28 protein-coding genes are annotated in these 23,177 nt (G+C 57.8%); 14 read left to right on the top strand and 14 right to left on the bottom strand.

Annotated elements, in window-relative coordinates; genetic code table 11:
* The first annotated feature begins 39 nt into the window (after positions 1 to 39).
* The 3 genes from AC2FIZ_RS08235 to AC2FIZ_RS08245 all read left to right on the top strand — a co-directional run bounded on the left by AC2FIZ_RS08235 (position 40) and on the right by AC2FIZ_RS08245 (position 1,311).
* A complete protein-coding gene (locus AC2FIZ_RS08235) occupies positions 40 to 255 on the top strand; it encodes a putative signal transducing protein (RefSeq protein WP_142635410.1) in 216 nt (71 codons plus the stop codon).
* Complete coding sequence (locus AC2FIZ_RS08240) at positions 252 to 1,025, top strand: tRNA1(Val) (adenine(37)-N6)-methyltransferase (protein WP_281995240.1); 774 nt, start codon at positions 252 to 254, stop codon at positions 1,023 to 1,025. The genes AC2FIZ_RS08235 and AC2FIZ_RS08240 overlap by 4 nt, the downstream gene beginning before the upstream one ends.
* 121 nt (positions 1,026 to 1,146) lie before the next feature.
* Positions 1,147 to 1,311, top strand: a complete 165-nt coding sequence (locus AC2FIZ_RS08245) for a YdcH family protein (RefSeq protein WP_142635414.1) — start codon at positions 1,147 to 1,149, stop codon at positions 1,309 to 1,311.
* Here AC2FIZ_RS08245 and yddG read toward each other — a convergent pair.
* From yddG to AC2FIZ_RS08300, 11 genes are all read right to left on the bottom strand, one after another.
* Complete coding sequence (yddG, locus tag AC2FIZ_RS08250) at positions 1,308 to 2,174, bottom strand: aromatic amino acid exporter YddG (RefSeq protein WP_496790882.1); 867 nt, start codon at positions 2,172 to 2,174, stop codon at positions 1,308 to 1,310. The two genes, AC2FIZ_RS08245 and yddG, sit on opposite strands and share 4 nt — an antisense overlap.
* Positions 2,171 to 3,118 (bottom strand): transcriptional regulator GcvA, encoded by a 948-nt coding sequence (locus AC2FIZ_RS08255; RefSeq protein WP_142635418.1) that lies wholly within the window; start codon positions 3,116 to 3,118, stop codon positions 2,171 to 2,173. The genes yddG and AC2FIZ_RS08255 overlap by 4 nt, the downstream gene beginning before the upstream one ends.
* Before the next feature lie 301 nt (positions 3,119 to 3,419).
* On the bottom strand, positions 3,420 to 4,142 hold the full coding sequence (phbB, locus tag AC2FIZ_RS08260) for an acetoacetyl-CoA reductase (protein ID WP_271948478.1): 723 nt from the start codon (positions 4,140 to 4,142) through the stop codon (positions 3,420 to 3,422).
* A gap of 113 nt (positions 4,143 to 4,255) precedes the next feature.
* Positions 4,256 to 4,642, bottom strand: coding sequence for a hypothetical protein (locus AC2FIZ_RS08265; protein WP_281972563.1), 387 nt, complete (start codon positions 4,640 to 4,642; stop codon positions 4,256 to 4,258).
* A gap of 7 nt (positions 4,643 to 4,649) precedes the next feature.
* Positions 4,650 to 5,825 (bottom strand): acetyl-CoA C-acetyltransferase, encoded by a 1,176-nt coding sequence (locus AC2FIZ_RS08270; RefSeq protein ID WP_142635424.1) that lies wholly within the window; start codon positions 5,823 to 5,825, stop codon positions 4,650 to 4,652.
* A 179-nt stretch (positions 5,826 to 6,004) separates the two neighbouring features.
* Complete coding sequence (locus AC2FIZ_RS08275; RefSeq protein ID WP_142635426.1) at positions 6,005 to 6,838, bottom strand: EAL domain-containing protein; 834 nt, start codon at positions 6,836 to 6,838, stop codon at positions 6,005 to 6,007.
* An 85-nt stretch (positions 6,839 to 6,923) separates the two neighbouring features.
* Positions 6,924 to 7,112 carry a hypothetical protein gene (locus tag AC2FIZ_RS08280; protein WP_142635428.1) on the bottom strand — a complete coding sequence of 63 codons (189 nt, stop codon included), beginning with the start codon at positions 7,110 to 7,112 and terminating at the stop codon, positions 6,924 to 6,926.
* A gap of 88 nt (positions 7,113 to 7,200) precedes the next feature.
* Complete coding sequence (locus AC2FIZ_RS08285) at positions 7,201 to 8,172, bottom strand: sterol desaturase family protein (RefSeq protein ID WP_142635430.1); 972 nt, start codon at positions 8,170 to 8,172, stop codon at positions 7,201 to 7,203.
* On the bottom strand, positions 8,169 to 8,555 hold the full coding sequence (locus AC2FIZ_RS08290) for a hypothetical protein (protein ID WP_281995234.1): 387 nt from the start codon (positions 8,553 to 8,555) through the stop codon (positions 8,169 to 8,171). Before AC2FIZ_RS08290 ends, AC2FIZ_RS08285 begins: the two co-directional genes overlap by 4 nt.
* A gap of 117 nt (positions 8,556 to 8,672) precedes the next feature.
* The gene (locus tag AC2FIZ_RS08295) at positions 8,673 to 9,038 is read right to left on the bottom strand and encodes a hypothetical protein (protein WP_281995233.1); all 366 of its coding nucleotides are present in this window, start codon (positions 9,036 to 9,038) and stop codon (positions 8,673 to 8,675) included.
* A gap of 66 nt (positions 9,039 to 9,104) precedes the next feature.
* Positions 9,105 to 9,671 (bottom strand): TlpA disulfide reductase family protein, encoded by a 567-nt coding sequence (locus AC2FIZ_RS08300; protein WP_271948463.1) that lies wholly within the window; start codon positions 9,669 to 9,671, stop codon positions 9,105 to 9,107.
* Between the two features lie 21 nt (positions 9,672 to 9,692).
* Here AC2FIZ_RS08300 and argH point away from each other — a divergent pair, with 21 nt between their 5' ends.
* From argH to AC2FIZ_RS08325, 5 genes are all read left to right on the top strand, one after another.
* Positions 9,693 to 11,081, top strand: coding sequence for an argininosuccinate lyase (argH, locus tag AC2FIZ_RS08305; RefSeq protein ID WP_281995232.1), 1,389 nt, complete (start codon positions 9,693 to 9,695; stop codon positions 11,079 to 11,081).
* On the top strand, positions 11,081 to 11,263 hold the full coding sequence (locus AC2FIZ_RS08310; protein ID WP_281995231.1) for an argininosuccinate lyase: 183 nt from the start codon (positions 11,081 to 11,083) through the stop codon (positions 11,261 to 11,263). The genes argH and AC2FIZ_RS08310 overlap by 1 nt, the downstream gene beginning before the upstream one ends.
* Positions 11,264 to 11,345: 82 nt before the next feature.
* Positions 11,346 to 11,501 carry a hypothetical protein gene (locus AC2FIZ_RS08315; protein WP_185956656.1) on the top strand — a complete coding sequence of 52 codons (156 nt, stop codon included), beginning with the start codon at positions 11,346 to 11,348 and terminating at the stop codon, positions 11,499 to 11,501.
* Positions 11,502 to 11,566: 65 nt separating this feature from the next.
* Positions 11,567 to 12,832 carry a diaminopimelate decarboxylase gene (lysA, locus tag AC2FIZ_RS08320; protein WP_496790884.1) on the top strand — a complete coding sequence of 422 codons (1,266 nt, stop codon included), beginning with the start codon at positions 11,567 to 11,569 and terminating at the stop codon, positions 12,830 to 12,832.
* Between the two features lie 37 nt (positions 12,833 to 12,869).
* Positions 12,870 to 15,407, top strand: a complete 2,538-nt coding sequence (locus AC2FIZ_RS08325) for a TIGR02302 family protein (RefSeq protein WP_496790886.1) — start codon at positions 12,870 to 12,872, stop codon at positions 15,405 to 15,407.
* Here AC2FIZ_RS08325 and AC2FIZ_RS08330 read toward each other — a convergent pair whose 3' ends face one another.
* On the bottom strand, positions 15,408 to 16,142 hold the full coding sequence (locus tag AC2FIZ_RS08330) for a zinc-ribbon domain-containing protein (RefSeq protein ID WP_496790888.1): 735 nt from the start codon (positions 16,140 to 16,142) through the stop codon (positions 15,408 to 15,410).
* 182 nt (positions 16,143 to 16,324) lie between these two features.
* On the opposite strand from AC2FIZ_RS08330, the gene AC2FIZ_RS08335 reads away from it, so the two are divergent.
* The 5 genes from AC2FIZ_RS08335 (at position 16,325) to AC2FIZ_RS08355 (ending at position 20,377) form a co-directional block, all read left to right on the top strand.
* Positions 16,325 to 17,002, top strand: a complete 678-nt coding sequence (locus AC2FIZ_RS08335; RefSeq protein WP_496790889.1) for a cell division ATP-binding protein FtsE — start codon at positions 16,325 to 16,327, stop codon at positions 17,000 to 17,002.
* Complete coding sequence (locus AC2FIZ_RS08340) at positions 16,999 to 17,901, top strand: cell division protein FtsX (RefSeq protein WP_281995228.1); 903 nt, start codon at positions 16,999 to 17,001, stop codon at positions 17,899 to 17,901. The genes AC2FIZ_RS08335 and AC2FIZ_RS08340 overlap by 4 nt, the downstream gene beginning before the upstream one ends.
* Positions 17,901 to 18,641 carry a lysophospholipid acyltransferase family protein gene (locus AC2FIZ_RS08345; protein ID WP_496790891.1) on the top strand — a complete coding sequence of 247 codons (741 nt, stop codon included), beginning with the start codon at positions 17,901 to 17,903 and terminating at the stop codon, positions 18,639 to 18,641. The genes AC2FIZ_RS08340 and AC2FIZ_RS08345 overlap by 1 nt, the downstream gene beginning before the upstream one ends.
* The gene (locus AC2FIZ_RS08350) at positions 18,628 to 19,233 is read left to right on the top strand and encodes a pyridoxamine 5'-phosphate oxidase family protein (RefSeq protein WP_496700916.1); all 606 of its coding nucleotides are present in this window, start codon (positions 18,628 to 18,630) and stop codon (positions 19,231 to 19,233) included. Before AC2FIZ_RS08345 ends, AC2FIZ_RS08350 begins: the two co-directional genes overlap by 14 nt.
* A 91-nt stretch (positions 19,234 to 19,324) precedes the next feature.
* The gene (locus tag AC2FIZ_RS08355; protein ID WP_496790892.1) at positions 19,325 to 20,377 is read left to right on the top strand and encodes a sterol desaturase family protein; all 1,053 of its coding nucleotides are present in this window, start codon (positions 19,325 to 19,327) and stop codon (positions 20,375 to 20,377) included.
* Between the two features lie 102 nt (positions 20,378 to 20,479).
* On the opposite strand, the gene AC2FIZ_RS08360 is transcribed toward AC2FIZ_RS08355, so the two are convergent.
* On the bottom strand, positions 20,480 to 21,073 hold the full coding sequence (locus tag AC2FIZ_RS08360) for an NAD(P)H-dependent oxidoreductase (RefSeq protein ID WP_281995224.1): 594 nt from the start codon (positions 21,071 to 21,073) through the stop codon (positions 20,480 to 20,482).
* A gap of 99 nt (positions 21,074 to 21,172) precedes the next feature.
* On the opposite strand from AC2FIZ_RS08360, the gene AC2FIZ_RS08365 reads away from it, so the two are divergent.
* On the top strand, positions 21,173 to 21,751 hold the full coding sequence (locus AC2FIZ_RS08365; protein ID WP_142635458.1) for a TetR/AcrR family transcriptional regulator: 579 nt from the start codon (positions 21,173 to 21,175) through the stop codon (positions 21,749 to 21,751).
* A 17-nt stretch (positions 21,752 to 21,768) separates the two neighbouring features.
* On the opposite strand, the gene lpdA is transcribed toward AC2FIZ_RS08365, so the two are convergent.
* Positions 21,769 to 23,157, bottom strand: a complete 1,389-nt coding sequence (gene lpdA, locus AC2FIZ_RS08370) for a dihydrolipoyl dehydrogenase (protein WP_142635460.1) — start codon at positions 23,155 to 23,157, stop codon at positions 21,769 to 21,771.
* Between the last annotated feature and the right edge of the window lie 20 nt (positions 23,158 to 23,177).

Here is a 23,177-nt window from a genome sequence, read left to right on the forward strand (position 1 = left end):
GCTCGACTTCCGCCTCACCTTGCCCTTACATCCATCCCCATGAAAGAACTTTTGCGCAGCACCGATCCGACGATCCTGGCCTTTGCATCCGCCCTTCTTCAGGGCGAGGATATAGACTGCTTTCAGATGGACGTAAATATGAGCATCCTAGAAGGCGGCATTGGTATTTTCCCCCGGCGCCTTATGGTGCGGACCGATGATTTGACCCGCGCTGAACGGGTGATGCGCGACAACGAGATCCCGCTGGGCCGATGACGCAATTCACTGACCCAGAGCTAAGTTTGAACGACTTTCTGAATGGGCGCGTTCGGCTTTGGCAGCCCCTGTCCGGCTATCGCGCCGGGGTCGATCCTGTCTTGCTGGCGGCAGCGGTACCGGCCAAGGCTGGGCAATCCGTGCTGGAGCTGGGATGTGGCGCTGGTGCCGCCATCTTGTGCCTGATGGCGCGCGTGCCGGGATTGAACGCCACGGGTGTTGAGCTGCAATCGCCCTATGCCGATCTGGCCACCCGCAACGCGGATCAGAATGCGCAGGCGCTGACAGTGGTGCAGGCCGATCTGAGCAAACTGCCCGCTGAACTGAAACAACAGCAGTTCGATCATGTGATTGCGAATCCGCCCTATTACTTGGCCGGTGCCCACAGCCCTGCGGCGGACTCGGGTCGCGGAATTGCCTTGGGCGAGGATACACCGTTGCGCGATTGGTTCGATTGTGCGGCAAAGCGCCTTGCACCGCGGGGCTATCTGCACATGATCCAAAAGGCCGATCGGTTGCCAGACATGCTGTCAGCCTGTGCGGGGCGGCTTGGCTCAGTCGAGGTTCTGCCCCTGGCCGCGCGGGCAGGTCGGAAGGCTGAATTGGTGGTCCTTAGGGCCAGAAAAGGCGGTCGGGCTGCGTTTCAACTGCATGCCCCGCTGATTTTGCACAAGGGTGTGCGCCACGAAAAAGACGGCGAAAGCTATACCTCTCAGATATCGTACGTTTTGCGCGACGGTGCTGCGCTGAACGGGTTTTCGGATCAATAGGCGCCAACCAGCCGAATTTGTCAGATTTATTATAGAATCTGTGCGTCTGCAGCGTGACAGGCTGGAAACGATGTGCTCAACTTCCTACGTTATTCAGAGACACCAATGAAGGAGTATCGCCATGAGCGTGAGCGCACATCTGACGGAACTGAAGAAGAAGCACGAAACTCTCGGTCTCGAAGTAGAACAAGCCCAGCGCGCGCCAGGCATCGACGATCTCCATATCGCTCAACTCAAGAAACAGAAGCTAAGGCTTAAGGAAGAGATAGAGCGACTTTCCAGTTAACTTTTAAGGCTGGCGCGCGCGGCGATGGCCGCGCCGCCGGTGACCAGGACGGCTGCGATTGCCAGGCCCCAGGATGGGGCTGCGATGCCGGCAACCACCAAAACGACGGTAGACAACAGGGGCGCTGCATAAGACGCGGTGCCGAGGATTTGAATGTCACCCTGTTTGACCCCAATATCCCAGACATAGAACGCCAATCCGACCGGCCCCAGCCCCAACGCCATGACCGAGGTCCAGCCAAAGGCTGTGTCCGGCCAAACGGTCTCTTCGATGGCCAGATGCAAGCCGCCCGATGCGATGGCTGTAAAGACGCAGAACACCGCGACCGAGCTTGTGGGGGTGTCCCCCAGACGGCGGGACAAAACGGAATAGCCCGACCATGTCAGAGCGCACAGCAGCGCCAGCCCGTAACCGGGCAGGTGGCCGGCCTGAAATCCTGCGCCACCACCCCCGGTGATGATCACAGCGGCCCCGGCAAAACCCAGACAGGCCCCGATCAGATGCCCAGCGCGCAGATTCTCGCCCGGCAGGAGGCCGGAGAACAGCACAATCAGCAGCGGCCAGAGATAGGCGATCAGCCCGGCCTCGGCCGCAGGGGCCATGCGCAGAGCCGAGAAATAGAGCGCGTGATAGCCAAACAACCCGATGGTGCCGAACAGATAGGTGGTCCAACGCACGTTCCGCAGCTGCCCCAGCCCGCCATTGGCCCAGGTCCAGATCAGCCCCAGCGTCCCCCCGATCGAGAAACAGATCGTATTCAGCAAAAGCGCAGGAACGGGGGCTGAGCCGACGGTGAACAGGGCCAGAAGGGACCAGAGTAAAACGGCGACAAAACCGATAGTAGTGGCGCGGTTTCGGGTCATGCGGCTGACAGGTCCTCGACTGGAATGATGTCGAACTCATCGGATATATGTGCGGTCTTTTCAATCTCGGCCAGAAACCAATCCCGAAACGCCGCAATCTGAGGGCGGTTCTCGGCCCCCGAGAGGCACAGGAAGCGAAAGCGCCCCTTTGTTTCGATGGCGGTCTTGAAAGGTGCGACCAGCGTGCCTTCGGTCAGATCTTTCAGGATCATGGCCCGGCGGCCAAGCGCGACGCCAACGCCCGCAACAGCCGCGTCAATTGCGTGATCGGCGTTCGAAAACTCGGCACCATGGGTCGGGGTATGTGCGATGCCCACGGCCCTGAACCAGGCGGGCCAATCACTGGGTGGGGTCAGAAAGCGGATCGAGGCGTCATGGATCAACGGTGCATCCCGCAGGCTTTCCGGCGTGGTGAACTGGCGGGCGAGCTCGGGCGTCATGACCGGCGTCAGCCATTCCCGGCGCACTGGCACGGAATACAGCCCCTTATCCGCACCTTCGCCAAATCGGATGGCCACATCCACATCATCCCGTTCAAGGTCGATGATGCGTAACGTGGCCGAGAATTTCAGATCTATTTCGGGATGTGCGCGGGCAAATTCGTACAGGCGGGGCGCCAGCCATTTGGCCGTCAGGGCAGGGCCCGCTGTGACGGTCAGGCTAGTGTCGTCACCCTGTCTGCTCACGGCGCGCCATGCGGCTTGTAACGTGGCAAATCCATCCGCGGCGCCCGGGGCCAGGGTGCGCCCAGCCTCTGTCAGCTCCACCGCGCGGTTCAGGCGGTGAAACAGAGGGCGGCCCAAATGCTCCTCAAGGGATTTGATCTGAAAGGACAGGGCCGCAGGCGTTACATGCAGCTCTGCCGCGGCTTTGGCAAAAGACATGTGCCGGGCGGCGGCATCAAAGGCACGCAAAGCGGTCAAGGGCGGCAGGTAGTCGCTCATAGTATAGAAATTCTTAACTGAATGTTCAAAAAAGCTCGTTTGCGGCTTTGTCAACTAGAGTTCATATTGCTCATAAGTCAAGGAAAACTGTTTTGAACTGAGAGGCTGCCATGATTGAGATGACAACAAATCCAGCTGCACAATCGGCGATTCTGCGCGCGCATGAGGCGCGGGGCAAAGCGGTTCTGAATGTGTTGAAGTGGATTTTCGGTTCCCGCTGATCGCAGCGCGCGCAGTCTTACGGGATAAAAGAAGGGCCGGTTCTGCTTAGAACCGGCCCGCTTGCATTTTGGCAGCCAACTTAGGCGAAGAACTGAGCACCATTGGCCGAGATGGTCGATCCGTTGATGAATTGCGAGTCTTCAGAGGCCAGGAAAGCAACGCAGCGTGCGATCTCTTCCGGTTCGCCCAGTCGGCCCGCCGGAATCTGGCTGATAATGGAATCACGAACCTTCTCGGGGACAGCCATGACCATTTCGGTTGCGATATAGCCAGGGCAGATAGCGTTGGCGGTGATGCCCGCGCGCGCGCCTTCCTGCGCCAGCGACTTCACGATTCCCAGATCGCCCGCCTTCGTTGCGGCATAGTTCACCTGAGCGAACTGACCCTTTTGACCGTTGATCGAGCTGATGACGATGACACGGCCAAACTTGCGCTCACGCATGCCAGGCCAAACCGGGTGAACGGTGTTGAATACGCCGGTCAGGTTGGTGTCGATCACCTGATGCCACTGCTCGGGTGTCATTTTGTGGAATGGGGCGTCCTTGGTGATGCCGGCATTGGCAACAACGATGTCGATCGGGCCAATCTCGGCTTCGACCTTTTCGATGCCCGCTTTGGATTCGTCATAATCCGCAACGTTCCATTTGTAGGTGGCGATTCCGGTCTCGTCGGTGAAATTCGCGGCGGCTTCGTCGTTCCCCGCGTAGGTGGCTGCAACATTGTACCCTTCGGCCTTAAGCGCCTTGGAAATTGCTGCGCCAATGCCGCGGGAACCGCCGGTGACGAGTGCTGTTCGTGCCATTTAGGAATCCTCCAATTTAAGTCGTCTTGGTAATGCTGTTACTATTCCGAACCAACCAGCGCAACAATATTGCGCAGGCAAGTTGCCGCAGCGCTGGGTTTTTTGGTTTCGCCTCAGGGTAGTGTGAGGCCACGATCTTTACCCAATGCACGGCAATAGTCGATCCAGTCCTTATTTTCGTTCAGCAGAGCCAAATTGCCAAAGCGAACGTGCCATGTCTCGGACAATCGAACCTGCGCGGACTGGATGTGTTTGTAGGGGTTCTTAATGCCTTCCATTGCGGCCTGATCACGAGCTTCCACAACGAATAACGCCGCGCTGGCAAGCACGGCGTCTGTGGTTGTTTGGTCCTTGTTCCGGCGTGCTCTCAGCTCGGCCTGCTCTGTAAAGATGACGCTGCACTCCGTCAGGCTGGTCGAAAGCGGTTGACGGTTCTGTGCGTCTGCGGCCCCTGCAAAGCAAATCACAAGGGCCGAAATAAGAGTGGGCCGAGAAGGCATTGTTAGATCAGTCGCGCTCGACACATAGGGCGACGCCCATGCCGCCACCGATGCACAGAGTCGCCAGACCTTTTTTCGCGTCCCGCCGCTTCATTTCGAACAACAGAGTGTTCAGAACGCGGCAGCCCGAGGCGCCGATCGGGTGACCGATGGCAATGGCGCCGCCATTGACGTTCACGATGGACGGGTCCCAGCCCATGTCTTTGTTCACTGCACAAGCTTGTGCGGCAAAGGCTTCGTTGGCTTCGATCAGATCCAGATCGTCAACCGACCAGCCCGCCTTTTCCAGCGCCTTGCGCGAGGCATAGATCGGGCCGACGCCCATAATCGACGGGTCCAGACCAGCGGTAGCATAAGATGCAATCCGCGCCAGAGGCTCAATCCCGCGCTTTTCGGCATTTGCCGCCGACATCAGCAGGGTCGCAGCCGCGCCGTCGTTCAGGCCCGAGGCATTGGCGGCGGTGACCGATCCGTCCTTAGCAAAAGCCGGGCGCAGTTTGGCCATGGCTTCCATGGTTGCGCCGTGGCGGATGTATTCGTCCTTGTCCATCACGATGTCACCCTTGCGGGTCTTGATGGTAAAGGGGGTGATCTCATCGGCGAATTTGCCTGCCTTCTGCGCAGCTTCGGCCTTGTTCTGGCTTGCGACGGCGAATTCATCCTGCATATCGCGGCTGATCTGCCACTTTTCAGCAACGTTTTCGGCGGTTTGACCCATGTGATACCCGTTGAACGCATCCCACAGTCCATCGCGGATCATTGTGTCGATATACTTCATGTCGCCCATCTTTTGTCCGGCGCGCAGAGCGGCGGCATGGGGCGACAGGGTCATGTTCTCTTGTCCGCCAGCAGCGACGATATCAGCATCGCCCAGTTGGATATGCTGTGCGCCCAGTGCCACGGCGCGCAGGCCGGATCCGCAGACCTGGTTGATGCCCCAGGCCGCGCTTTCTTGCGGCAGACCGGCGTTGATATGTGCCTGACGCGCCGGGTTCTGACCCTGGGCTGCGGTCAGAACCTGACCCAAAATTGTCTCGCTGACTTCGCCTTTTTCGATTCCGGCGCGTTCGACAACGGCTTCAAGAACGGCTGTGCCCAAATCATGGGCTGCGGTGTTCGCAAACGAACCACCAAAGCTGCCGACGCCTGTACGTGCGGCGGATGCGATAACTACATTGGTCATTATGATCAGTCCTTTACCGTCATGGTCCGGCGGAATGTCTGACGGCGCAGGTCGAGAGGTTCCCCCCGCAACAAGAGCGCCCCGTAATCCCCCGCTCAAGTATCACTGCAATAGCGCAATGCTGCATTTGCAGCAACGGGCAGCTTGTCTCAGGACCCAAGGTCCCTAGTTTTTTGGGGTTAACCCGCCGATTTCTGTTCGTTTTCCGTTTTCCAGGGCGCAGAAACCGTAGGTGCGCCGAACAGAAATCCTTGCAGACAATCGACGCCATTGGCCACCAAAAACTCAGCATCCGCCTTGGTTTCGACCGATTCGGCCGTGACCAGAATCTCAAATTCCCTTGCTACTGCGATCAGGGCACGAACCAGCGCCTGATTATCCGGGTTTTCACTGATGCCGCGGATGAACTGGCCATCAATCTTGGCGGCATCAAAAAGAAACTCGCGGAAATGGCGGAAGTAGAAATTGCTAGCACCAAAATCATCCAGCGCAAATGCAACGCCACGTGGTTGCAACCGGTCCATGAAATCAACCACGAGTTCCGGCACGGTCATGGCCGAACTTTCGGATATTTCAAGGATCAGCCTTTCACCGATACTGGCGTCTTTTTTCATGAACCGGTCAAGAACACGCGACCAACGTCCATATCCGATCGACCGTGCGGACATATTGATCGACATGCGGATGTCCGGGGTGCGCGCCAATGTGCGCAGGCCCATCTCAAGCGCGATGCAGTCCAATTCGCGGCCAATCGGGGTGTTTTCAAGCTGAGGCATAAATTCGCGTGCCGGGATGACACGACCGGTTTCATCCAGCACCCGGATGAAGCCCTCGTAGAAGGCGATACCATGTGGCGCGTTAGCCTGCATGACCGGTTGAAAGGCCAGTTTGCACTGTTTGTGTTTGACAGCATCCGTAGCCATCTGGATCGTTGAGTTGTCGCGCGACAGCACAGCCGCGTTTAACGGGCTGTCTGATCCTTCGGGTAAATCTGCCAGTTTCCTGTCCCGCATGATCGAAATCGCTTCCCTACCGTCGTCGGTCAGGATCCAATTTCAGGGCAAAGATGTGAATCTGCGGTTAATGGAAATGAAAATGTCAGCGGGCTGCGTCCAGAACACGTCCCAGAGATCTCGCGGCACCAATAACTGAACCCGTAAAACCCAGCACCATCATGGCCAGTCCAAACGCGATCAGCGTTGCGGTCCCGGCGGCCAGCGCTGTCAGCATTGCGAGAAGCAGGCCTATCAGACCTAAAACTGTGGAAAATGTTGTCCAACGGGTCATGATAATCTCCGGTCACTCGTAATGCACATCGTTTGGATATGTGCAGGCTGAGCCAATTTTCAAGAAAATCAGCACGTGACCGGCGGATTCAAGCTTGTTTTGCTTCGGATTTGTGCGTTTCGGTCTCAAAATGCTCAAATCCGGGCGTCCCTCGATCCCTGGGGTTGCGCGAGATATGCTTGGCTTTGATCTGCTCCGAGCTATCCCGGCTGCCGTCATGGCTGTAACCGGGTGGGGCAAAGCAATAGGCCAACCGCTGGCGCAAAGTTAGCCCCGATTGCGTGGCATCCTGCCAGATTCCGACCCATTCGTGAAAAGCGACGCGCAACGGGTTGAAGGTTCCGATATTGTGAACCAACCCATAGTCGACCTTGTCATCGACCTGCTCTGGCACAAAGGTGCCGAACATCTTGTCCCAGATGATGAACACGCCAGCATAGTTGCAATCCAGATAGCGCGCGTTGCGGCCATGATGGGCGCGGTGGTGGCTGGGGGTGTTCATAACCGCCTCGAACCAGCGGGGCATCTTGCCGATGGCCTCGGTGTGAATCCAGAACTGATAGATCAGGTTCAGACCGCCGACAAACAGAACCATTGCCGGATGAAACCCCAGCAGGATCAGCGGCGCGCGCACGACCATCATGAAGGTGAATGTATAAGTCCAGGTCTGACGCAACGCTGTGGTCAGGTTGTAATGCTGAGAGCTATGATGGTTCACATGGCTGGCCCAGACCCAACGGATGCGATGCCCGAACCGATGCACCCAATAGTAACGCAAATCGTCCAGCAAAAAGCACAGGACAATCACCGGGATCGAGGTGCCCAGGTTCAGCGGAGTAATCTGCCACAACCACATAAAGAACCCGTAGGCGATGAAACCGAGCAGAAACCCCGAGGCAATATTGCCCGCGCCCATGATCAGCGAGGTGACCGCATCCCGCGTTTCATAGCGCCCGCCCCGGCCTTTGAAAGCGATCCAGACGAACTCGGCCAGAATTGCGGCAATAAAGAACGGGACTGCCCATTGCACGGCATCGGGAAAGGAAATCTGGTCGGTCATGCGGGCTCCATCAGGTGTCGCCAGTGGGCGCGTTCGATGTCATCGAGGTGGATGCGGGTTGAGGGGGTTCCGAAATCATGAAACTGAACTTCGAATCCGTCCGGATGCTCGATCCAGTCATAATCCTGCAGGTGGCGGGCCACGGTATCCGCGCCGAACGACCACAAAAGGCCCGAACCGGTTGTGGTTCGGATCAGCGCGGAACGTTGGTCATGCGCTACGGTTACATCTGCGATCACGTCATCTGGGAAATGGCGCGACCATTGCGCGCGCGCCAGATCAAGTGTCAGGGCAAACTGCCGCGAACGGCCAGTCAGATGCAGCAGAATAGTAATTCCGCCTATCCCCCCGATGACCAGAACTAACAATATCTCCAGCGGCATGACTTCCTCCTGACCCACAAACTGCAAAGCGGAGGCTTGGCTGTCAAAGGTGGCGTCGCGTAAGCTGAAATTCGACCTGAAGCACCGGTTGGGGATCACGGTACCCGTGCAAAGAGGTCAGTTGGAAATCGTATAGGTCCCCCCGGAATCACCCTTGCCCTTGTTGCGGGTAAAGGTCACCTGGTTCCCTTCAATCGTTACTTTCTGGCAATCCTGCGGGATCTGATTTCCGCCAACAACAAGCGTTCGGCACCAAAAACGTTTGTTCCAGATCCACGCGCCCGAGAATTTGACCTTGTCGCTGGTTTGTCCGGAAATCTTCCCGTCGGGTGAAATAAGCACCCAGGTGCCTCCATCTACCAGTTTTTTACCAGCGACAGCATTCTGAAAATCTTGCTTTTTCTTGATGTCTTTGGCCTCGGCAATCAATGCCGAGCCCAAAACCAGACAGGCAGCAATGGCCAGAGTGAATACGTTCTTCATAAAGAAAGCCTCCTCGTTACAACGACGGGGAGGCTATCATAAATTCAGGACTTCAGGAAAACGACCTTAGCTTTCTTCCGCGACCAGTGCCGCAATAATCGCCTTGGCACTGTCTGAATTCCACTCGGCATCCCCGATCAGGCGGGCGACTTCATTGCCATCGGGGTCAAGAATGACCGTGATTGGCAGGGCAATGACACCGAACTCACGTGCCACAGCCGAGCCTGGATCTTGATGGCGCGGCAGGTTCTCGATGTTGTTTTCCTCGAAAAACTTCTTGATCCCCGCGGGTGAGTTGCGCCCGGTGGCCAATGTCAGGACTTCGAATTTGTCACCCCCGAATTCCGCCTGCAACTCGGCGATCTGAGGCATTTCCTTGCGGCACGGTGCGCACCATGTGGCCCAAAAGTTCAGCAGGACGTATTTGCCCTGATAGTCGGCAAGCGTTGCGGTGCCACCGTCATCTTCCAACTGAAATTCGACCAAGGTGTGCGGTTTGGGCTCTTTGTGCAGGATCAACCGCTTCAGGGTGCCTTCGCGCAGCGGACCCAGTGTTTCCGCATCTGTGGCCAAAGCCGCGTTTGCACCTAGCGCAAGGGCCATATAAAGGGGGATCAGACGAAATAGGCGCATATCAACTCCGGGTTTTCTTACATGACCGATCAATCTTCGAACCAGATGTGGGGCGGCCGCTTTGCCGCCGGTCCAGACGCGATCATGGAGGCAATCAATGCCTCGATCGGGTTCGATCAGCGGATGGCAGCCCAGGACATTGCAGGCTCGCGCGCCCATGCCGCCATGTTGGCTGCCACAGGCGTAATAACTGATAGTGATGCTGAAGCTATTCGGGAAGGGCTGCTCACCGTATTGTCAGAAATCCAGAACGGCGCGTTTCAGTTCTCGACAGCTCTGGAAGACATCCACATGAACGTCGAGGCGCGCCTGAAAGAGATCATTGGCGAACCTGCGGGCCGTTTGCACACAGGCCGGTCGCGCAATGACCAGGTGGCGACCGATTTCAAATTGTGGGTGCGTGATCAGTTCGATGCCGCCGATACCGGTCTGCTGGCCCTAATCCGCGCGCTTTTGGCGCAGGCAGAGGCCGGGGCGGACTGGGTCATGCCGGGCTTTACGCATCTGCAAACCGCCCAGCCTGTGACCTGGGGGCATCACATGATGGCTTATGTCGAAATGTTCGGGCGTGATCTGTCCCGCGTCCGCGATGCCCGCGCGCGGATGAACGAATCCCCACTGGGGGCTGCCGCGCTGGCTGGAACCTCGTTCCCTATTGATCGGGTCATGACCGCCGAGGCGCTGGGCTTTGACCGTCCCGCTGCCAATTCGCTGGACGCCGTCAGTGACCGCGATTTTGCGCTGGAATTTCTGTCAACTGCTTCGATCTGTGCAATGCACCTGTCGCGCTTTGCCGAAGAACTGGTGATCTGGTCTTCTGCCCAGTTCCGCTTTGTCACCCTGTCTGACCGTTTTTCGACTGGCTCGTCTATCATGCCGCAAAAGAAGAACCCGGATGCGGCAGAACTGATCCGTGCCAAGGTCGGGCGCATTTATGGCGCCAACACCGCGCTGATGATGGTGATGAAGGGCTTGCCGCTGGCCTATTCCAAGGACATGCAGGAAGACAAGGAACAGGTTTTTGACGCTGCCGATAACTGGATGCTGGCGCTGGCAGCGATGGAAGGCATGGTCAAGGATATGACCGCCAACCGCGAAAGCCTGGCTGCGGCTGCAGGGTCGGGTTTTTCGACCGCGACTGATCTGGCCGACTGGCTGGTGCGCGTTCTGGGCCTGCCGTTCCGCGATGCCCATCACGTCACCGGATCGCTGGTTGCGATGGCCGAGAGCAAGGGCTGCGATCTGCCGGACCTGACGCTTGCGGATATGCAAACAGTGCATGCGGAGATCACCGATGACGTCTTTTCTGTCCTTACGGTGCAAAATTCGGTAAACTCGCGCCAGTCTTACGGCGGCACGGCACCGGATCAGGTGCGGGCTCAGGTCAAGCGATGGAAGGCGTTGGTGTAATGCGAATTCTGACTGCGGCTCTGTTGGTGCTGGCAGGGGTAACCCTGGCCGGATGCGGTGCGGATGGCGAACCGATCCCACCAACGATGAGCGCCAATATCGGCGTCGGCACCAGCGGCGCCTATGTCGGGGGCGGCGTTGGCCTGCAACGCGGCCCCCTGAGCGTTTTTCTCGGGCGGTAGTGTTTCCCGAGTTGCAGTTTCAGCACTCAGTTCCCATTTCAGGCCGATCAATGGCGCTCGGCCGTAAACCTTGGAAAAAGAAATGAATATGAAGATTTTAGGCCTGTTCTTTGGCCTCGCCATTCTTGCGGCTTGCGACCCATCCTATAAACCGCGACCCGATCCCGAACCCCAATCCGGCGGATCTGGAATTTCGATATCCGGTTATGGGCGGGTCGGCGTTTCGCATATTGAATGACGCGACACCCCTGTTTGCGTAGAATCCATTGATCCGCCGGGGCATTTTGGTCTAAGCGCGTCTTTATGGATCACTTTCTTTACCGCGACGGCGCGCTTTACGCCGAGGATGTCCCGATCTCCGAAATCGCAGCTGCGGTTGGGACACCCTTTTACGTCTATTCGACGGCGACGCTGCTGCGTCATTTCCAGCTGTTCGATGAGGCGTTGGACGGGACCGACCACCTCGTATGTTATGCGATGAAGGCCGCCAGCAATCAGGCGATCCTGAAGACGCTTGCCGAGGCAGGCGCGGGGATGGACGTTGTTTCGGGTGGGGAATACCTGCGGGCCAAAGCTGCCGGAGTGCCCGGCGATAAGATCGTGTTTTCGGGCGTTGGCAAAACAGCCGAAGAAATTCGCACTGCTCTGACCGGTGGCATTCGTCAGTTCAACGTGGAATCCGAACCCGAGATGGAGGTGATCAACGCCGTTGCGCTTGATTTGGGCGTCGTTGCTCCGATCACCGTTAGGGTAAATCCGGATGTGGACGCCAAGACCCATGCCAAAATCGCCACCGGAAAATCCGAGAATAAATTCGGCATTCCGATCGCCCGTGCGTCAGAAGTCTATGCCCACGCTGCCAGCCTGCCCGGGCTGGAGGTCATTGGCATCGACGTCCATATCGGCTCGCAACTGACCGAGCTGGAGCCTTTTGCATTGGCCTATCAGAAGGTTGCTGAGCTGACCGAGACGCTGCGCAGTGAGGGCCACAATATTCGCCGCCTTGATCTGGGTGGGGGGTTGGGCATTCCTTATGCGCGCTCGAACGACGCGCCGCCGCTGCCTTTGGAATACGGTGCGCTGATCAAAGACACTCTGGGTCATCTGGGATGCGAAATCGAAATAGAGCCGGGCCGCCTGATTGCCGGTAATGCTGGTTTGATGGTCAGCAAAGTGATCTATGTGAAATCCGGCGAGGGCCGGGATTTCCTGATCCTCGACGGTGCCATGAACGACCTGATCCGCCCGGCCATGTACGAAGCCTATCACGATATCGTACCGGTGATCGAACCCGTGCCGGGCACGGAACAGCAACCTTATGATATCGTCGGTCCGGTTTGCGAAAGCGGCGATACATTTGCCAAGCAACGGCAGATGCCGCCACTGGGTGCTGGTGATCTGGTCGCCTTTCGCAGCGCAGGGGCCTATGGCGCGGTCATGTCCAGCGAATACAACACGCGGCCCCTGATACCCGAAGTTCTGGTGCACGGAGATCAATTTGCCGTAATTCGTGAACGTCCGAGCTTTGACGAAATCATAAACCGCGATACCATACCCGAGTGGCTCTGACGCAATAGACGCGCGGGCCGGTGAACGGAGGCCCGACTTGACCGCAAGAGAAACCTTGCCGATCCCCAGATTGTCTTTGCTGCTAACGCAGGTGGGGATGCTAAGCGAGCAGGTTTGGCGGTCTTTCTGGCCGTTTTTCTCAATTTCCATGGCGCTGTTGGCCGCGCTGATGCTCGGACTGCAGGACCATGTCGGGGTGGAAACCGTTTGGGTCGCGGGGTCGGCGGCGTTGATTGGGCTGTTGGTTGCACTGATCCACGGCGTGCGGCGGTTCCGTATCCCAACACGAAACGAAGCGTTGATCCGGATGGATGAGACCCTGCCAGGGCGTCCTATCCAGGCTCTGATGGATGAACAGGCCATCGGCGCGATGGATGCTGATTCTGTGGCCCTGTGGCGGGCTCATCAGGCGCGTATGGCGGAACGTGCCGCACAGGCTGCGCCGGTAAAGCCCGATCTCCGACTGGCCGACCGCGACCCCTATGCTCTGCGGTTCATAGCTTTGCTGGCGCTGGTGATTGCGGTGCTTTTCGGCTCATTTTGGCGCATAGGATCCGTGACAGAGATGACACCGGGTGCAGCCGTTGCCGGTCAGGGACCAAGTTGGGAAGGCTGGGTCGAGCCGCCACGCTATACCGGCTTGCCAACGCTTTATCTGGCAGATCAATCCGACCCGACACTTTCGGTCCCGCAAGGCAGCCGCATCACATTGCGATTCTACGGCGAGGTCGGTGCGCACAGCTTGACCGAAACCTCGACACCGCTGGGCACGGAAGCGGTCACCGACCCTGAACAGGAATTTGTCGTCGAACGTTCGGGCCGAATGACGATAGACGGGCCTTCCGGGCGCGATTGGGCGTTGGAAGTGATCGCAGATACGTCTCCACAGATCACCGTGTCGGACGTTGCCAGATCCGAAGCGGGCGGCCAGATGAAATTGCCCTTTGCGGCCAAAGATGATTACGGTGTGATAGCAGGCTCTGCCCTGATCGAACTGGATCTGGATGCAGTTGATCGGCGCTATGGTCTGATGGCGATTCCAGAACCGCGTGAGGTGATCGAGGTTGAGTTACCGATGCCCATTACAGGCGACCGGGCCGATTTCACCGAGAATCTGATCGAGGATTTCTCACAACATCCCTGGGCGCATCTGCCAGTAAAGATCACTTTGATGGCGCGTGATGCTGCCGATCAACAAGGGCAGTCTGAACCCTATACAACAGCGCTTCCGGCGCGTCGGTTCTTTGATCCGCTGGCGGCTGCAATCGTTGAACAGCGGCGCGATCTGCTGTGGTCACGGGACAACGCGAAACGGGTATCTCAGATTCTGCGGGCGGTATCGTATCTGCCCGAGGACCTGTTCCGCTCGGATACGGCCTATTTACGCCTGCGGGTGACACTTCGGCGGCTTGAGACATTTACCGAATACGGGTTGAAGCCGACGCAGCAGGAAGAAATCGCGGCCTCACTATGGAAGCTGGCCGTATTGATCGAGGACGGTACGCTTGCCGACGCTCTTGAGCGGATGCGCCGGGCGCAGGAGCGCCTGACGGAGGCGATGCAGAACGGGGCAAGCGACGAAGAGATCGCTGAGCTGATGCAAGAGCTGCGCGAGGCCACCCAGGACTACCTGCAACAGTTACAGCGGTTGGCAGAGCAGAACGGTGAAGAAGGTCAGCAGGGGCAAGACGGAGAATCCTTGCAGATGACGCAGGATGATCTGCAACGGATGATGGATCGAATTCAGGATCTGATGGAGCAGGGCCGTATGGCCGAGGCGCAGCAGGCGCTGGAGGAATTCCAGCAGATGATGGAGAACATGCGCGTCACGCAAGGTCAGGGTCAAGGTCAGCAATCCGAAGGCCAACAGGCGATGGAGGGTTTGGCAGAGACATTGCGCGATCAACAGGGGCTGAGCGATCAGGCTTTCCGCGATCTGCAAGAGCAGTTCAATCCCGGTGCGCAGACTGGTGAAAACCAGGGCAATCAGGGCCGCAATGGCGGTCAGGGCCGTGGTCAGAGCCACGAAGGCCAGGGCGGACAGGGGCAGGGTGCGGACCAGGCTGATGAAGGTCAGCAGGGTCAGGGTTCGCTGGCCGATCGTCAACAGGCCCTGCGCGATGAGCTGGGCCGCCAGCAACAAAACCTGCCCGGTGCCGGTACCCCGGAAGGCGAAGCCGCCCGTGATGCGCTTGGGCGCGCTGGCCGCGCCATGAATGAGGCTGAGCAGGCTCTGCGGAATGACGAGCTGGCTGATGCTATCGACAACCAGTCCGAAGCGATGGATGCGCTGCGGGAAGGGATGCGCTCGTTAGGTGAGGCCTTGGCCCAGAACCAGCAGAATCAACCAGGTCAAGGCAGCCAGGAAGGCGATATGCAGGCCAACAACCGCGATCCACTGGGCCGCAACCCTGGGGCAAACGGGTCGATGTCAACCGATGAGAGCCTGCTGCAGGGTGAGGACGTCTATCGCCGTGCGCGCGAGTTGCTGGACGAAATTCGCCGCCGGACCGGTGAATCCGAACGCCCCGAGATTGAATTGGAATATCTCAAGCGCCTGCTTGAACGGTTCTGATCAGTTCTGAGAGGCGCCAGCCTGGGTATCCAGCCAAAGCCGGGCTTGATCCACCAAAGACACATACGGTTTGAGAACTGCATCCGCCTGAGGAACAGCCTCACTGATTTGCGGAGCATTGCCGTAGATCAGGAACAGGATCACACCAAGTATCAAGATCAGAGCGAACCCACGCAGAAAGCCGCCGGATTTGCGGGGCGCAGGCGCTGATACCTCGGGCGCATCTGCAGAGGCGTCGCCGCGGAATCCGGAATTGATCGTCTCGACATCGGGCAGGGCGTCACCTTGCCCGGAATCTTTAGCGGTTTCTGTAGCTGTCAGTTCCTTGACCGCCTGTTCGGGGTCTGGTTCCGGCTCGGAAGGTGGATCAAGAGCAAGATCAGGCTGGCTTTCAAGACTGCTACCTTCCTGGGCCCGCAATTCGGCTTCACGTGCGGCTTCTTCCTTCAGAATATCGGCGACCGAAGGATCCACATTGCTGACCGGCGCACCATCCTTTGGTGCGGTTTCGGGCTCGGGCTCGGTCTGGTCGGCGGTTTCTGACTCCGCCGGCGGAACTGCCTTATCCTCGGCAGTCGTTTCATCTGTAGGTTGCTCAACGGCTGGATCCGCCGGATGTTTGGCCTGGAACCACGTTTTCTCGCAATTCGAACACTGAACATCGCGGCCTTCCTCTGGAATGACCTCGTCTGGCACCTCGTATTGGGCACTGCAGTTGGGACAAGTAAGACGCATGCTGCCTCCGGGCCGGGGGTTGGCCTGATAATAGTTTTTTTAAGAATGATATTCCGTTAGAACCAAACAGCAAAGCGCGTTTTCGGTTTCGCGGGCCAAGTGTCACCATTTGGACCCGGTACGGGCATTGAAACCTGAACCGCGCTGGGGCAAGAAGAGCGGCACAAAAATTGGGGGCCCCCGTGATCGAGCTGGACCATGTCAGCTACACCTATGGTGGAGGTGAATTGCTGAGCGACGTATCGCTTAAGCTTCAACCGGGGTCGTTTCATTTCCTGACCGGGCCGTCCGGTGCTGGCAAAACAACCCTGTTAAAGCTCTGCTATGGCGCATTGCTGCCCACATCGGGAAGGCTGAGCGTGTTCGATCAGGATATCGCCCTCCTTAACCGCGATCAGATGGCCCTGATGCGCCGCCGGATTGGTGTGGTGCATCAGGATTGCCGGTTTCTGGATCACATGACTTTGGCCGAGAATGTCGCTTTGCCGTTGATGGTATCCGGTAAGGCGGAAATTGCCGAGCAAACAGATCTGTCAGATCTGTTAAACTGGGTCGGGCTGGGTGCGCGTCTTGACGCGCTGCCACCAGAGCTGTCAGGCGGTGAACGCCAGCGTGCGGCGCTGGCCCGTGCGGTGATGCTGTCGCCGGATGTCGTGCTGGCCGATGAGCCGACGGGCAATGTGGATTGGGAAATGTCTCAGCGCCTTTTGCGCCTGCTGGTCGAGTTGAACAAGATGGGCAAGACAGTCTTGATTGCGACCCATGATCTTAGCCTGATCCGTGCGGCGAAAAGCCAGGTGCAGGCGCGTGTTTTGCGCATCTCGCAGCGCCAAATTCAACTGGCGGGGGCGGATCTATGAACGTGGAAACTTTCCGCAACCTGTTGAAACGTGATGGTCGTGCCGACCGAGTTGTTCCGCCCACTGGCTATACTGCACATCTCACACTGTTCGTGTCCGGTGCGATGGGCTTTCTTGCGGTGTTCGCGCTGGCTCTGTCATTGGCGTCGGGGCGAGTGGCAGACCGCTGGGCAAGCGAACTTGCCGGCGCTGCCACGGTGCGGATCAATGCCCCGGCCGACCAGATGGCCGCCCAGACTGAAACCGCGCTGACGGTGTTGTCGCAAACACCCGGTGTCGCCTCTGCCCGGGCGTTGACCATCGAGGAGCAGATTGCGCTGTTGTCGCCCTGGTTTGGCCCGGATTTGCCACTGGACACGCTGCCCGTGCCGCAGCTGATCGAAATTGTCGAAGGTGAGCCAGGTCTGGATGCAGCAGGATTGCGCCTGCGTCTTGGGGCCGAGGTGCCCGGAGCCGTTCTGGACGACCACTCGCGCTGGCGCGAACCTTTGGTTGATGCGGCCCGCTCGCTCCGGAGGCTTGGCTGGGTCTCAATCCTTCTGATTGGCGGAGCGACCGCCGCCATGATCACATTGGCGGCCAATGCGTCGCTGGCAGCCAACGCGCAGATTATCGAGGTGCTGCGTCTTGTCGGGGCCCGGGATCGATTTATTGCCAATGCGTTTGTTCGCCGCTTCACCTACCGCGCATTTTTTGGCGCGATGGTTGGTGTGCTGTTCGGAATGACAGGTGTGTTGTTGCTGCCCGAGGCATCGTCGGACGAGGGCGGCTTTCTGACGGGCCTGGGCTTTCAGGGGGCAGGGTGGCTGTTGCCAGCCCTCATCCCGGTACTGGGTGCTGCGGTGGCCTTTCTAGCCACATGGACTGCGGCAAACCGCAAATTGAAGGAGCTTTCGTAATGGCCACTCCAATTCAATGGATCCGCTCACTGGTCTTCATGATCGTGATCTACATGTGGATGCTGGTCCTTGGCCTCGTGTTTGCTCCTTACGCCATGTTTGCAAAGCGCGGAGCGTTACATGCATGCAAGACCTATGCGCGCACAACCATGTGGCTGGCGCATTGGATGGTTGGTATTCGATGCGAAGTTCGCGGGACTGTGCCAGTGGACGAGGTGGTCATCGGGGCCAAACACCAGTCTTTCCTCGATATCATCATGATCTTTAGCGCGATTCCTCATGGCAAGTTCATTATGAAGCGCGAATTACTGTGGACGCCAGTCATTGGGCTTTACGCCAGCCGCCTGGGGTGCATCCCGGTCAATCGCGGCAAGAAGGGCGCTGCTGTGGCCAAGATGGTCCAGGATGTGGCAAAGGAATTTACAGAACCTGGCCAGTTGGTGATCTATCCGCAGGGCACCCGTGTCGCGCCAGGCGTTCACAAACCGTATAAGGTTGGAACTGCCGTCCTGTACGAAGGCTTGGGAATCCCTTGCGTACCTGTTGCAACAAATGCCGGAGTGTTCTGGCCCCGAAGCGGCGTGATGCGCAAACCCGGCCTTGCGATCGTCGACTTCCTTGATCCGATAGAACCCGGCGTCGAACGTGCGCGCTTTCTGGACCGATTGGAAGATGTGATCGAGACGCGCTCGAACGCTTTGATGACAGAAGTGGGGTTTGATCCTGATGCAGTTCATTGACGATATCGAAACGCTCGAGGGACATTACGGCGCACCGGGCGCCCCATCATTGCGTAAAGTAGCGCACCGGTTGACGCCTCTGTACCGGCAATGGGTCATGGCTTCGCGGCTATGCGTACTCAGTACGGTTGGGCCCGAAGGGGTCGATGGCAGCCCACGTGGCGATGATGGTTCGGTGGTTCTGGAACTGGATCCAAAGACATTGGCGATGCCCGACTGGCGCGGAAACAACCGGCTGGATAGCTTGCGCAATATCGTGCGCGATCCGCGTGTGTCCTTGATGTTCATGGTCCCAGGGTCGAACAATGTTGTGCGCGTCAACGGGTCGGCCCGACTGACAGCGGACCAAGACCTTCGAACCCGGTTCGAAAAACAAGGCAGGCTTCCGGCCACCGTGATCGTCATCGACATTACCGAGGTCTACACTCAGTGTGCCCGTGCGCTGATGCGTGCGCGGACTTGGAGCAGCGGGGACGAAGCCGCCATATTGCCGACAATGGGTGAAATCCTGGCCGAAGCGTCAGACGGCGAGGAAGGTGGCACGCAATATGATGAGGCCTGGGGGCAACGCGCCGCAAAAACGATGTGGTAGCCTGTTTACTTATCAAGGTTTGGTCAAAGAATCGTCACACGGGTAGGTAAGTAGAGAACCGTGAGGCAAATACAGGTTACAGGAGCCGTCAATGGAGCAGCTTAGTTCAGTTTGGGATTCTTTCCTGAACCACGCCCGCTATGTGTTTACGTCTCCTTTGGATCCCACGAACCGGATTTTCTATGTCTATGTTGGCAGTTCTCTGCTGATTGCCTTCGCCATCTATGCCGTGAAGCGCAGAAACGCGTCACATGTCGACGGAGAGAGTAGCTTTCTCGGGTTTCTGTTTCCCCGCAAGGTCTGGGATCACCCTTCGGCATGGCTCGATATCCGCTATTTCTTTTTCCACAAACTGATCGGGCATTTCCTGATATTGGGTCTGCTGGCCGGATCAGCCGCCTTGTCCTATCAATGGGCAAGCGGTGGGCTTGACCCCAATAACTCACCCCGGGCAGAGCCCTTGGTTGGCTGGTTGGGGGCTTTGGCTACCTTCACCTACATGCTCATTCTATTCCTGATTATGGATTTCATCGGCTACGCAGCCCATTACCTGCAGCATAAGGTCCCGCTGTTGTGGCAATTTCACAAAGTTCATCACAGCGCCGAGGTGATGCACCCGTTGTCGAATTTTCGCGAACATCCGATAGACAATATCCTCTACAATGTTGCGATTGGGTTTGGTGCCGGCGCAGTAACCGGGTTTGCGTTTCGACTGTTAGGGTACCAGCCGAACATGCCGGCATTGCTGGGCGTGCCGGTGCTGATGTTCTTGTTCAATGTCGGAGGCTATAATCTGCGACATTCCCATATCTGGTTGCGTTGGCCGGGTGTGTGGTCGAAAGTTTTTCCCTCGCCTGCGCATCACCACGTGCATCACAGTTGCCACCCGGACCATCTGGACAAAAACTTCGCCTTCATGTTTCCGTTCTGGGATGTGTTGTTCGGCACCTACATCATGCCCGAGGATAACAGGGACGTAAAATTCGGCGTGACCGAGAAGGACAAGGGTCACGAGATGGACACCTGCATGAAGCTCTATTTCCTGCCGTTCAGAGATGCGTGGCGTATTCTGAACAAGAAACGGCGGCCAACGTCTTACCAAGCGCCCGATGCAGATGCCGCCAGTCGCCATTCGGTCAAATAGCGAGCATCTGAGGTGGTTGCCGGCCTGACGTGATCCGCTGATCGCCTGTGTCCGCCAACGCCTTGGCGGTGGTTTCGGCTGGGCATAGTGACGCAAACGCCCTCAAGCCGCGGCGGCTCCGATCTTGGCGATCTTGCTGACCCAGCGTTCCACGTGACCCGGTTTGGGATAACTTGCCCCGGCAAAATAGGTGAACCGGGTCGGCTTGAAGCCAACAAATCCCAATATCTGATCGCGTACCTGGCGGATCAGGGCCTGGCGATAGATCAGGCGCATGAACCAACCCGGCGTATCTGATGTCAGAATGACGCGCGCGGTGCGTCCGCTCAGCATCGGGGCGGGCAATCCAATCTTAGTGGTGTTTCGCGTGTCAAAGGTGCGTCCGGGGATGAACATCCGGTCGATCAGACCTTTGAGTTTTGCGGGCAATCCGCCCCACCACATTGGTGTGGTCAAGACCAGATGCTCGCTCCATTCGAAATCTTGCAATACCTGCTCAAGAACCGGTTCTAGCGGTTTGAAATCGTGATAATTGCCCTGGCCAAAATCAAAGTCGAACTGCATCTCACTCAGATGGACTAGACGTACGTCATGTCCCTTGCCTCGGGCGGCGTCGGCATAAGTTTCAGCAAAGGTCCGCGACAGGCTGCTATCGGCGGGGTGTCCGTCGAGGACGAGTATTTTCTTCGGTTGCATGGGGCTCTCCTGAAAATGACCATGGTCACTTATAGAATCAGAAAATGACCGCGGTCAATAAAAATTTGACCATGGTCAGAAAACATGCGAGCAAACCATATGCAAAAACCACCCCAGAAACGAACTCTCAAAACTCGGGCCCGGCTTTTGGCGGCTGCCGAGGCGCTCATTGAAAACAGCGGATACGAGGCGCTGAGGGTAGAAGAGGTCGTCCAGAGCGCTGGCGTCGCCAAAGGGACGTTCTTCGCGCATTTTCGCGACAAGGATGCCTTGATGGAGCTTCTGATCGCAGATCGGCTGAATGCCTGCCTCGATCAGGCCGAGGCTGGGACAGCGCCCAAATCGGTGAATGATATCATGACCGCCCTGCAGCCGGTTCACAGCTTCATGACATCCGAACGGTATGTCTTTGACTTGTTGATAAGATATTCGGGGGCGACGGCTATCGCCGATATCGGACCAATCGCATATTGCTTTGAGCGCTACTTTCGTGTGGTGATGATGTGGCTTGACGCTGCGGATGTCCGACAGGACATTCCGACCGAGCTGTTGGCCGAAGGTGTTCAGGCCTTTGCCATTCAGGCCATGTCCCTTAAGTTCTGCGCCTTGCACGCCTCGACCGGTTTTACCGACCGGTTGAGGGTCTATCTCGATGCATGGTTGACCCCGGCGACCTAGTCACCGGGGTCCTTTTTTTAGCTGTGAATTGGCCCGTCACCGCAGGCCAGGGCCGCCTCACGCACCGCTTCGGAATATGTCGGATGCGCGTGACAGGTCAGCGCCAGATCTTCGGCCGAGGCGCCGAATTCCATCGCCACGCAGACCTCGTGAATCAAATCACCCGCAGCCGGGCCAATGATATGCGCGCCCAGAATGCGGTCGGTTTCCTTGTCTGCCAGAATCTTGACGAAACCATCCGAGGCAAAGTTCGCCTTGGCGCGGCCATTGCCCATGAACATGAACTTTCCGACCTTATAGGCACGGCCCTGTTCCTTGAGCGTCGCCTCGGTCTCGCCGACATTGGCGACCTCGGGCCAGGTGTAGATCACGCCCGGAATGACGCCATAGTTCACATGCCCATGCTTGCCCGCAATCTGTTCGGCAGCGGCCATGCCTTCGTCTTCGGCCTTATGCGCCAGCATCGGGCCTTCGGTCACGTCGCCGATGGCGTAGATGCCGGGGACGTTGGTCTGCCAATCGGCGCCTACCTTGATCTGACCGCGGGGTGTCATTTCAACACCCAAAGCGTCCAGCCCCAAACCATCCGAGAACGGTTTGCGCCCAGTAGCGACAAGGACGGTATCGGCGTCAATCACATGCTCGCTGTCATCCTTCAGCAGCTTATAAGTTACCTTGGCCTTGGTCTTGGTGGCTTCGGTCTTTTGCACCGCAGCACCCATGACAAAGTTCAGGCCCTGTTTCTTGAGGATGCGCTGGAAGGTTTTCTGAACCTCAGGGTCCATGCCCGGGGTGATTTCCTTGAGGAATTCGATAACTGTCACTTCGGCGCCCAGACGGCTGTAGACCGAGCCCAGTTCAAGCCCGATCACACCTGCGCCGATGACGACCATTTTTTTCGGGATTTTTCCCAGCGCCAACGCACCGGTCGAGGTCACGACAACCTTTTCGTCCACTTCGACACCGGGCAGCGCGGATGGCTCGGACCCGGACGCGATGATGATGTTCTTGGCTTCATGCACCTCGTCACCCACCTTGACCTGCCCAGCGGCCGGGATCGAACCCCAGCCTTTCAGCCAGTCGATCTTGTTCTTCTTGAACAGGAATTCGATGCCCTTGGTGTTGCCGTCAATGACTTCGTCCTTATAGGCCTGCATCTGCTTCCAATCGACCGAAGGGCTTTTGCCCTTGAGGCCCATCTTGGCAAAGTTATGTTCGGCCTCGTGCAGCTGATGGCTGGCATGCAACAGCGCCTTGGACGGAATGCAGCCCACGTTGAGGCAAGTGCCGCCCAGCGTCTCACGCCCTTCGACCACGGCGGTTTTCAACCCCAGCTGCGCGCAGCGGATGGCGCAGACATAGCCGCCGGGGCCTGCTCCGATTACGATGACGTCATAGTTTGCCATTTGTCCGGTCCTTGTATTTG

The sequence above is a fragment of the Ruegeria sp. CDSB022 genome (assembly GCF_059611145.1).